Annotated in this window: 1 protein-coding gene; it reads right to left on the reverse strand. The window is 71.0% G+C overall.

Annotated features, from left to right (window positions below):
- Positions 1 to 229 precede the first annotated feature (229 nt).
- Complete coding sequence (locus tag ABH920_RS39075) at positions 230 to 11,329, reverse strand: amino acid adenylation domain-containing protein (RefSeq protein WP_370354346.1); 11,100 nt, start codon at positions 11,327 to 11,329, stop codon at positions 230 to 232.
- Between the last annotated feature and the right edge of the window lie 4 nt (positions 11,330 to 11,333).

Genomic DNA, 11,333 nt, shown 5'->3' on the forward strand with positions numbered 1-11,333 from the left:
ATCGCGAACAAGCTCCACGCGAGAAGCGGAAGGGCCGCGGCCCCGGACCCGACACCCCCCGACGGTCCCGGCGGCACAACCCCCGACAGCCCTCCGCCCGACACCGCTCTGGAGCTCGGTACGGCCCATTGCTGCCCGAACTGCGGACACGCCATCACCGTCGTCAGTGTGCTCATCGCCCTCGACGACGAGTGATCTCACCGGGCCGGGCAGGCCGACGGCGTCCTGCTCAACGCCCTGATTCCAGCGTCGGATCGACCTGGAGAGCGCCGGCCGGCGGTGCGGACGCGTCGATGTCCTGTGCCCCAGGGACATCGCCGACCCGCACCGCCGGTTCGGTCGTGGCCCTGCGGAGCAGCTCCAGCAGCGTGGACGCGAGCCGCCGCACCGACGGCCGGTCGAAGACCCCGGGTGCGAACTGGGCCAGGGCTTCGATTCCGCCGGGAGCGCCATCAGGGGTCTGCTTTTCGTGCAGGACCAGTGACAGGCCGGGAGTCCGGCCGCCGGCCGCGGCCCGGCCGATCCGCGGCGCGCGGACGGCTTGGAGACCGGGCAGCGCCCAGGGCAGGTCCAGGAAGCCCTCAAGGCTCAGCATCACCTGGAACGGCGGATTGCGGGTCGGGGTGAGCTCGTCCACCAGAAGGTGGAACGGCAGATCCTGGTTGAGGTTCGCGGCCAGGTTCGTGTCGCGCACTCGGCGCATCAGTTCCGCGAAGGTCGGGTCGCCATCCGCTTTGGTGCGCAGTACCAACATGTTCGCGAACAGTCCGATGACGTCGTGCACCGACGCGTCGGCCCGGCCCGCCGACGCCGAGCCGATGGGGATGTCCTCCCCGGCTCCGGTCAGTGCCAAGGCGGCCACCAAAGCCGTCTGGAGGACCACGAACACCGTGCAGTGCTCGGTTCGGGCCAGGTCAAGTACGCCCTGGTGGACCTGCGGGTCCACGGCGAAGGCGTGCACCGAATCCGGCCGGTCGCGGTCGGGGTCGGGGTCGGGGTCGGGCTCCGCTTCGGCGCCGACGAGGGCCAACGGCTCGGGAAGGTCGGCCAGCGCTTGGCTCCAGTAGGCCCATTGCTGATGGAACAGTGTGCCGGGCTCGTCCCGGCGGCCGAGCAGATCGCGTTGCCAGAGCACGAAATCGGCGTGGTGCACCGGCAGCGGGGACCAGTCGGGGGCGCGGCCTCGCAGGCGTGCGGAATAGGCGGTGGACAGGTCGCGGCTGAGCAAGCCGACCGACCAGCCGTCCGAGACGATGTGGTGCACCGTGATCGCCAGTACCTGGTCGGCCGGCGCCAGTCGGAGCACCGCGACCCGCCAGGGCACCTCGGCGGACAGATCGAAGCCCCGGTCGAGCTCGTCGGCCAGGGCTTCGGCCACCTCCGACTCGGTCGCCGCGCGCACCGTCAGGGCAGGGACCGCCCCCGGCGCCGCAGCATCCAGCACCACCTGGTGTGCGCTCGTCCCGACACCGGCGAAAACGGTGCGCAGGGACTCGTGCCGCCCCGCCACGTCGGCCACGGCGGACCGCAGGGCCGTCAGATCCAGCTCGCCGGTCAGGCGCACCGTCACCGGCACGCTGTCGGCGGCCCGCGAGCCAGGCTGCTGATTCACCGTCCACAGACGCTGTTGATCAGGTGTCAGCGCGATCCGGTCCGGACGGTCCAGCGGCAGCAGCGGCGGACGCGCCGCGCCGAAGCCGTCCAGGTGTCCGGCCAGGCCCGCCACCGTCGGGGACAGGAACACGTCCCGGACGGCCACCTCCACGCCGAGCGCGGCACGGATCCGCGCGACCAGCCGCATCGCCAGCAGCGACTCGCCGCCGAGGTCGAAGAACCCGTCGTCGATCCCGACCCGGTCCAGGCCGAGCACGTCCGCGAACAGGCCGCACAGGACCTCCTCGCGCGCGGTGCGCGGGGCCCGGCTGACGGCGAGCGCGGCGAAGTCCGGGGCCGGCAACGCGGCCCGGTCCACCTTCCCGTTCACCGTCAACGGCAAAGCGGCGACCGGGACGAACGCGGCCGGGACCAGATGGTCGGGCACCTTGGCCGCGACGAACTCGCGCACCGCGGCGAGATCGAGCTCCGTATCGCCGGCGGGGACCAGGTAGGCGACGAGACGATTGTCCGACGCACCGTCCCGACGCGCCAGGACGAAGGCCTGAGCCACATCGGGATGAGCGGCCAGCGCCGCTTCGATCTCGCCGGGCTCGACCCGGAAGCCGCGGATCTTGACCTGATCGTCACTGCGGCCGAGGAACACCAGTTGTCCGTCGGCGTCCCAGCGCACCAGGTCCCCGGTCCGGTACATCCGGGCCCCGGGCTCGAACGGACACGCCACGAAGCGCGACGCCGTCAGCCCGGGCCGATGCCCGTAGCCGCGCGCCAACTGCACTCCGGCCAGATACAACTCGCCCGGCACTCCGGCCGGCACCGACCGCAACCGGTCATCGAGCACGAACACCCCCATGTTCGCGCTCGGCTGCCCGATCGGCATCCCGAGGCCGCGCACCGGGCGCTCGTCGAGCCGGTACACCACGCACCCGACTGTCGCCTCCGTGGGACCGTACTCGTTGACCACCGCGGCGGCCCAGCGCTCGTGCGCACGGCGGGCCAGGTCCGTCGGCAGCGCCTCGCCGCCGACCACCACGACCTCGGCTCCCGCCGCCGCCCGGCCGCCGTCGGCCCCGGCCCCGGCTTCGGCTTCGGCTTCGGCTTCGGCTTCGGCCAGGCCGTCGAGCATGGCCTCGAGCGCCGCCGGGGTGGTCTTCAAGAGCCCGACCCGGGACGCGGACAACCGGTCGGCGCACGCGGACACGGCCTCGGCCCCCGACTCCGCGACCACCGTCACGCATCCGCCGCGTACCAGCGGGACGAACAACGCGGTGATCGTCAGATCGAACGCCGGTGAGGAGTACAGCAACGAACCACGCTCGGCTCCCAGGCCGTAGAGCACACCCGCCCACCGCAGATACTCGGCCAAAGCACGGTGTTCGACCATGACGGCCTTGGGGACGCCGGTCGAGCCCGAGGTGTAGATCAGATACGCCAGGTCCCCCGCGCCCGCCGGCTCCCGGGGATCCCCGGTCGGCTGCGCGGCCAAGGCCTCGGCCACCGCCGCGTCGTCCAGACTCATCGCCCGCGCGCCGCCGGCGGGTACCCGAGCGGCTCCCGCCGCGTCCGTGAGGACCAGTGAGGCCTCGGCGTCGTCGAGCATGAACCCGATCCGCTCCATCGGATACTCCGGGTTCACGGGCAGATAGGCCCCGCCTGACTTCAACACCCCCAGCAAGGTCACGATCAGCGTGGCGGAACGCTCCATCACCACCCCGACCACCGCTTCCGCGCCGACCCCGTGTCCGCGCAGGAAGCCCGCCAGCTGATTCACCCGGGCGCTCAGCTCCGCGTAGGTGAACTCAACGCCCTCACACACCACCGCCACAGCTTGCGGCGTCCGGGCGACCTGGGCCTCGAACAACCCGACCACCGTCGACGCGCCGAGGTCCGCCGCTCCCCGGCCGACCTCGGTCAGCAGCCAGTCCCGCTCGCCCGGCAGCAGCAGGTCGACGTCCGCGACACGGACGGAGGCGTCCGCAGCCACCTGTTCCAGGACCCTGATCAACCGCGCCACCAGATGCTGTGCGGTCGACGGGTCGAACAGGTCGGTGCTGAATTCCAGCAGACCATTGAGACCGCGGTCCTCGCCGTGCGCCCTGTCCTCTCCGTCCTCTCCGTCCTCACCGTCCGAGCGTTCCCACAGGTGGACGAACAGATCGAACTTGGCGATCTTCAGCGCCAGCGGCTCGACGCTCAGGTCCACCCCGGGCAGGCTCAGACCCGCCTTCGGCGCGTTCTGCAGCACGAGACCCGCCTGGAACAGGGGGTGTCGAGACAGCGAGCGGGCCGGTTGCAGGACGTCCACGAGGTGTTCGAACGGCAGATCCTGGTTGGCGTACGCGGCCAGATCGGTCTCCCGCACCCGCGCGACGAGCTCGGCGAACGTGGGGTCACCGCTCAGGTCGGTGCGCAGTACCAGGGTATTGAGGAAGTAGCCGACCAGATCGTCCAGCGCGGCATCGGTACGCCCGGCGATCGGCGAGCCCAACGGGATGTCCTCGCCACCACCCAGCCTCGACAACAACAACGCCAAAGCGGCCTGCACCACCATGAACAACGTCGCGCCACACCCCCGCGCCACCTGCACCAGGTCCTGATGCAGCCGCGCGTCGACCTCGAAGTGCACCATCGAGCCCTGATGCGTGACCTCCACAGGTCGCGGACGGTCCACCGGAAGCGCCAACTGGTCCGGCAGGTCCGCCAACGCCTCCTTCCAGTAGGCGAGCTGACGCTCGAACAGGCTCTCCCGGTCCCCTCGACGGTCGAGAAGACCGCGCTGCCACAGCGTGAAGTCCGCGTACTGCACCGGCAACGGCGGCCACTCCGGCGCCCGGCCGTCCAGCCGCGCGGCGTAGGCCGTGGACAGGTCACGGGCCAGCACGCCGACCGACCAGCCGTCGGCCGCGATGTGGTGCACCACGACCGCCAGCACGTGCTCCGCCGGCGACAAGCTCAGCAACGCCACACGCCACGGCACCTCGCGCGCCAGATCAAAGCCCTGATCAGTGATCCTCGACAGATCCCCGGACAGCTGCGCCCGGCTCACCTCCCGGGCCGCCAGCCGCGGTACGGCGCCCGGCGTGTCGAGGTCCAGGACCGTCTGACATCCGATCCCGTCCAGGTCCGCGAAGACCGTCCGCAGCGCTTCGTGCCGCGCGGCCACGTCCCCGAGCGCCGCGTCCAGCGCGGCCGCGCTCACCGCGCCGTGCAGCCGCAGGACGCTGGAGATGTTGTAGGCCCCGCTCGGGCCCTCCAGCCGGTGCAGGAACCACATGCGCTGCTGCCCGAACGACAACGGCACGGTCTCGGGTCGCGCGGCCGGCAGCAGCCGCGGACGCGGGGCCCCGGCCGCGTCCTCGTCGAGCCGGGCGGCCAAGCCTGCGACGGTCGGGGACTGGAACACACTACGGATCGGTACCTCCGTCCCCAGCACCGACCTGATCCGTGCCACCAGACGCATCGCCGTCAGCGAGTCCCCGCCGAGCGTGAAGAAGCCGTCGTCGATGCCGACCTTCTCCAAGCCGAGTACGTCCGCGAACAGACCGCACAGGATCTCCTCCCGCGCGGTACGCGGGGCCCGGCCGGTGGCGAGCGCCGCGAAGTCCGGGGCGGGCAGCGCGGTCCGATCGACCTTGCCGTTCGCCGTCAGCGGCAAAGCGTCGAGGACCACCGCTGCGGCAGGCACCATATAGTCCGGCAGTCTCTCAGCCGCGGACTTCAGCACGGCCGCACCGTCCATCACGGAGGTGTCGCCAGGAACCAGATAGGCAACCAGGCGCTTGTCCGATCCTTCGTCCTGACGAGCCAGCACCACAGCTTGAGCCACACCGGCCTGAGCGGCCAACACGGCCTCGATCTCGCCGGGCTCGACCCGGAAGCCGCGGATCTTGACCTGATCATCGCTACGCCCGAGGAACACCAGCTGACCGTCGGCGCTCCAGCGCACGAGGTCCCCGGTTCGGTACATGCGCGTCTCCGGTTCGAACGGACACGCAACGAAGCGCGACGCCGTCAGCCCGGGACGTCCCGCGTATCCACGCGCCAGCTGAACTCCTGCTAGATACAGCTCACCCGGCACCCCGGACGGCACCAACCGCAACCGGTCATCGAGCACGAACACCCGCACCCCCGGCAGCGGACCGCCGATCGACACCACCGGACCGTCCTGCGCGGTGCAGCGCACGCCGGTCACGTCCACCGACGCCTCAGTCGGCCCATACAGGTTGAACAGTTCCGTCTCCGGCAGCTGAGTCAGGAATCTGTCACGCACTCCAGCGCCCAGCGCCTCGCCACTGGCGAAGACCGCCCGCAGCTGCGTACAGCGGCCCGCCGACGGTACGAAGGCTTCCAGCATCGAGGGCACGAAGTGCGCCACCGTCACACCCGCGTCGACCACCAGCCCAGCCAGATACTCGGGGTCACGATGTCCACCGGGCCGCGCCAGCATCAACGCCGCACCCCGCGTCAACGGCCAGAAGAACTCCCACACCGACACGTCGAACCCGAACGGCGTCTTCTGCACCACCCGATCAGCGTCGGACAACCGATACAAGCCCTGCATCCACGCCAACCGGTTCACCACACCGCCGTGCGCCACGACCACGCCCTTCGGCACTCCGGTCGAACCAGACGTGTAGATCACATACATCGGATGCGACGGCAGCAGGCGGTCGGACAGCTCGCCGGCCAGGGGTACGGCGTTCGCCAACTCCTCGATCACCGCCGGGTCATCGACCACCACGGGCTCCAGCGGGGTGTCCGACAGCAATGACGTGAACGCGCTCGTCGTCACCACACACACCGCGGCCGCATCCGTCAGCAGGAACCCGATCCGAGTCGGCGGATACTCCGGATCCACCGGCAGATACGCCCCACCGGCCTTCAGCACGGCCAGCAACACCACCACCAGATCCAGCGAACGCTCCATCACCACACCGACGACCGACTCCAACCCCACACCACGACTCCGCAACAGAGCCGCCAGCCGGTTCACCCGCGCGTCCAACTCCGCGTAAGAGATCTCAATACCCTCATACACCAACGCCACCGCATCCGGCGTCCGCGCCACCTGCGCCGCGAACAGATCCACCACGGTTGCGAAGCCGGCCTCCGCAACCTCGGCGCCACCCACACCGGCATCGGTCAGCAGCCACTCCCGCTCCCCGGCCGACTGCACGTCGACATCCGCCACGCGGACGGAGGCATCGGCGGCCACCTGTTCCAGCACCCTGATCAATCGCGCCGCCAGGCTCCGCGCGGTGGACCTGTCGAACAGGTCGCTGCTGAACTCCAGCAGACCATTGAGACCGCCGCCGTTCTCCTCCGACCGCTCCCACAGGTGCGCGAACAGATCGAACTTGGCGACGTCCGACTCCAGCGGCTGCACGCTCAGCTCCAGCCCCGGCAGGCTCAGGCCCTCCTTCGGCGCGTTCTGGAGCACGAAACCCACCTGGAACAGCGGATGCCTGGACAGCGAGCGCACCGGCTGCAGGACGTCCACCAGGTACTCGAACGGCAGGTCCTGGTTGGCGTACGCGGCGAGGTCGGCTTCCCGCACTCGCCGCACGACCTCGGTGAACGTCGGGTTCCCGCTCAGGTCGGTGCGCAGCACCAGGGTATTGAGAAAGCACCCGACCAGATCGTCCAGCGCGGCATCGGTACGCCCCGCGATCGGCGAGCCCAACGGGATGTCCTCACCGGCACCCAACCGCGACAACCACACCGCCAACCCGGCCTGGATCACCATGAACAACGTCGCCCCGGACGACCGGGCGATCCCCGCCAAGCCTTGGCGCACCCAGCCGTCGACTTCGAAGTGCACCGTCGAGCCCTGATGTGTGACCTCCGCGGGCCGCGGGCGGTCCGCGGGCAGCTCCACCTGCTCCGGCAGGCCGGCCAAGGCGCGCTGCCAGTGCGCCAGCTGGCGGCCGAGCATGCTCTCCGGATCCTGGCGGCCCGCCAGGAGCTCGTGCTGCCACTGGGTGAAGTCGGCGTACTGCACCGGCAGCGGCGACCAGTCGGGGGCGCGGCCGTCCAGGCGTGCGGAGTAGGCGGCGGAGAGGTCGCGGGCCAGGATGTTCATCGACCAGCCGTCCGACGCGATGTGGTGCACCACGATCGCCAGCACGTGCTCCGTCGGCGCCGTCCGCAGCAACCCCACCCGCCACGGCACCTCGCGGGCCAGGTCGAACGGCAGACCCAGCTGTCCGGCCAACGCCTCGGGCAGGTCCGCCGCACTCACCTCGTGCGTCGTCAGCTGCGGCACGGCACCCGGCGCGCCGGGATCGAGGACCAGCTGCGCGGCGACTCCGTCGGTCTCGGCGATGATCGTGCGCAGCGTCTCGTGGCGGACCGCGACGTCGGTCACGGCCGCTTGCAGAGCGGCGGTATCCAACTCCCCGGACAGCCGCACCGCCCAGGGGATGTTGTTGACCGCGCTGGGCCCCTCCAACCGGTGCAGGAACCACATGCGCTGCTGACCGAAGGACAACGGCAGCACTTCCGGTCGCCGGACGGCCGTCACGGCGGTGCGCGGTATCCCGGTCTCGTCCAGGCGTCCGGCCAGCGCGACGACCGTCGGGGACTGGAACACGGTGCGGATCGGCACCTCCGTGCCGAGCACCGACCTGACCCGCGCCACCAGACGCATCGCCGTCAGCGAGTCCCCGCCGAGAGTGAAGAACCCATCGTCGACGCCGACCGTCGCCAAGCCGAGTACGTCCGCGAACAGACCGCACAGGATCTCCTCCCGCGCGGTACGCGGAGCCCGGTCGGTGGCGAGCGCCGCGAAGTCCGGGGCGGGCAGCGCGGCGCGATCCAGCTTGCCGTTCACCGTCACCGGCAAGGCGTCCAGCACGACGAACGCGGCCGGGACCATGTACTCCGGCAACCTGCCGACCGCGAACTCGCGCACCGCGTCGACGTCGATCACCGTGTCGTCATCAGAGACCAGATAGGCGACCAGACGCTTGTCCGGTCCTTCGTCCTGCCGAGCCAGCACCACGGCCTGCGCCACGGCCGGGTACGCGGCCAGGACCGCTTCGATTTCGCCGGGCTCCACCCGGAAGCCGCGGATCTTGACCTGGTCATCGCTGCGGCCGAGGAAGTCCAACTGCCCGTCGGAACCCCAGCGCACCAGGTCCCCGGTCCGGTACATGCGCGTCCCCGGCTCGAACGGGCACGCCACGAAACGGGACGCCGTCAGCCCGGGACGTCCCGCGTACCCGCGTGCCAACTGCACCCCGGCGAGGTACAGCTCGCCCGGTATTCCGGGTGGCACCAGCCGCAGCCGGTCATCGAGCACGAACACCCGCACCCCCGGCAGCGGACCGCCGATCGACACCACCGGACCGTCGTGCACGGTGCAGCGCGTCCCGGTCACGTCCACCGACGCCTCGGTCGGTCCGTACAGGTTGAACAACCGGGTATCAGGAAGCTGAGTGAGGAACCTGTCGCGCACCCCGGCGCCCAGCGCCTCACCGCTGGTGAACACGACCCGCAGGCCGCCACACACTCCCGCCGACGGCACGAACGCCTCCAGCATCGAGGGCACGAAGTGCACCACCGTCACACCCGCGTCGACCACCAACCCCGCCAGATACTCGGGGTCACGATGTCCACCGGGCCGCGCCAGCACCAACGCCGCACCCCGCGTCAACGGCCAGAAGAACTCCCACACCGACACGTCGAACCCGAACGGCGTCTTCTGCACCACCCGATCAGCGCCGGACAACCGATACAGCCCCTGCATCCACGCCAACCGGTTCACCACACCGCCGTGCGCCACCACCACACCCTTCGGCACACCGGTCGAACCAGACGTGTAGATCACGTACATCGGATGCGACGGCGACAACCCCACGTCGGCCACCGGCGAGGCACCCGACGACCCATCCGACGTCGCATCCGGCCCCGACGAGGCATCCAAGCCCGCCAGCTCCTCGACCACCGCCGGATCGTCGATCACCACACATTCCACCGACGTCTCCGGTACCGACCCCGCGAACTCCCTCGTCGTCACCACACACGCCGGAGCCGCGTCCGCGACCAGGAACTCGATCCGGGTCGGCGGATACTCCGGATCCACCGGCAGATACGCCCCACCGGCCCGCAACACGGCCAGGAGCACCACCACCAGATCCACCGAGCGTTCCATCACCACGGCGACGACCGATTCGAGTCCCACACCACGAGTCCGCAACAGGGCCGCCAGGCGGTTCACCCGCGCGCTCAGCTCCGCATAGGTGATCTCCGTACCCTCGAACACCAACGCGACCGCGTCCGGCGTCCGCGCCACCTGCGCCGCGAACAGATCCACCACCGTCGCCGAGCCGGCCTGCGCCGCCTCGGCGCCGCCGGCACCGGCCTCGGCCAGCAGCCAGTCCCGCTCCCCCGGCAGCACCACGTCCACGTCGCCCACCGGGATCGAGGCGTCCCGCACCATCTGCTCCAGCACCCTGATCAACCGCGCCGTCAGGCCCTCTGCCGTGGCGCGGTCGAACAGATCGGGCTGGTAGGTCAGCCGGAGCGCGCGCAGCGTCGCGAGGAGCGCCAGCGGGTAGTGGGTGGCGTCGCGGCCGGCCGTCCGGGTCAGGCGCAGGCCGCCGCCCAGCTCGGGGCCGGAGGACGCGGCGGAGCCGGAGGCGTCGACCGGGTAGTTCTCGACGACCATCAGCGTGTCGAACAGGTCGCGCGCGCCGGCGACGTGCTGGATCTCGGCCAGGCTCAGGTACTCGTAGTCCAGCAGCGTCGTCTGCTCGTCCTGGAGGCGGACGAGCAGGTCCGACAGCGGCTCGGCGGGGCTCCACCGCGCCCGCACCGGAAGGGTGTTTATGAACAGGCCGACCATGGTCTCGATGCCCGGGATCTCCGGCGGGCGGCCGGCCGTGGTGCTGCCGAACACCACATCGGTGCGGCCGGTCAGGGCGCCGACCAGGATCGCCCAGGCGCCGCGGAGCAGGGTGGCGGCGGTCAGACCGTGCGCGCGGCCGAAGGCCTGGAGTCCGGCGGTGAGCTCGGCGGGCAGGTCCACCCGGACCTCGTCCGGGTCGACCGGGACGCGGTGGCCGTCCGCCGGAGCGACCAGCGTCGGCTCCACACCCCGCAGCTGCTCCCGCCACACCGCCTTGGCGGCGTCGCCGTCCTGGCGGGCCAGCCAGGCCAGGTAGTCGCGGTAGGGCGGGGGCGGCGGCAGGCCGGCGTCGTCGCCGCCGCGCCGGTAGAGGTCGAGCAGCTCCTTGGCCAGGATCGAGGTGGACCAGCCGTCGGACAGGATGTGATGGAAGGTGAGGACCACCCGGGCCCGGCCGTCGCCGAGCCGGATCGCGGCCAGCCGCAGCAGCGGCGGGACGGCCAGATCGAAGCGCCGCGACCATTCCTCGTGCTGCGCTTCGGACGCCAGCCGGTCCCGCTCCGCCTCGGGTTCGGAGCCGAGGTCGACCTCGCGCACCGGCAGTTCGACCTCGCGCGGGATCACCTGCACCGGTTCGCCGGACTTGACCGTCCGGAAGCCGGCACGCAGGTTCGGGTGCCGGCGCAGCAGCGTCCGGGCCGTCGCGCGCAGCGCGGCGAGGTCCACCTCCCCGGCGAGTTCGAAGACCAGCTGGGCCCGGTAGACGTCGATCGTCGCCGACCGGTCGTCGAACAAGGCGTGGAACAACATGCCGCGCTGCATGGGCGACAGCGGCCAGACATCGGTCAGTCCCGGTCGGTTCACAGCC

The organism is Catenulispora sp. EB89 (genome assembly GCF_041261445.1).
In the GTDB taxonomy this organism is placed as follows: domain Bacteria; phylum Actinomycetota; class Actinomycetes; order Streptomycetales; family Catenulisporaceae; genus Catenulispora.